2 protein-coding genes are annotated in these 796 nt (G+C 66.6%); both read right to left on the reverse strand.

The genetic code is table 11. From position 1 onward, the window contains the following. A partial coding sequence (gene exbD / locus MOV61_RS30095; RefSeq protein WP_247139201.1) for a TonB system transport protein ExbD occupies nucleotides 1-435 on the reverse strand: 435 nt, incomplete at its 3' end. A gap of 1 nt (nucleotide 436) precedes the next feature. Beyond that, the coding region (locus MOV61_RS30100; RefSeq protein ID WP_247139202.1) for a MotA/TolQ/ExbB proton channel family protein at nucleotides 437-796 on the reverse strand (360 nt) is incomplete at its 5' end.

Here is a 796-nt window from a genome sequence, read left to right on the forward strand (position 1 = left end):
CGGCACCGCCGGTGCCGGCAGCGTCTCAAGCCCGACCAGCGCGATCTTGAGGTAGCCGGAATCGCGCAGCAGGTTCATGACCTCCATGAACTGGCCGTAATCGACCGCCTTGTCCGCGCGCAGGAACACGCGGGTGTCCTTCTTGCCCTCCGTGACGCGGTCGAGGGTCGCGGCAAGCTGCTCGCGCGCCACCGCGTCATTGCCGATATTGAGGCTCAGGTCTTCCTTGACCGTCAGGTAGAGCGGCTCGTCCGGCCGCTCCGCCGGCTTTGCGGTCGAGGCAGGAAGATCGACGTTGACGTCGACGGTCGCAAGCGGCGCCGCCACCATGAAGATGATCAGCAGCACCAGCATGACGTCGATGAACGGCGTCACGTTGATCTCGTGGTTTTCGGAAAGCTCGTCGCCGTGCTGTTCGCGGATGCCGCCGGCCATATCAGCCTCCTGCCACCAGGGAGACCGGCGCCTTGCGGCCGCCCGGGGGAACCTTGCGGAAATCGAGGTCGCGGCTCACCAGCCGTTCCACACCCGCTGCGGCATCCGCCAGCAGCTGCCGGTAACCGGTGATGGAGCGGGCGAAGACGTTGTAGATGACAACCGCCGGAATGGCCGCGACGAGGCCGATCGCGGTCGCCAGCAGCGCTTCGGCAATGCCGGGCGCGACGACGGCGAGGTTGGTGGTCTGTGATTCCGAAATGCCGATGAAGGCGTTCATGATGCCCCAGACGGTGCCGAACAGGCCGACGAACGGGGCGGTGGAGCCGATCGTCGCGAGCACGCCAGTGCCGCGCGCCAT

It is taken from the genome of Neorhizobium sp. BETTINA12A (assembly GCF_023006485.1).
Classification (GTDB): Bacteria; Pseudomonadota; Alphaproteobacteria; order Rhizobiales; family Rhizobiaceae; genus Neorhizobium.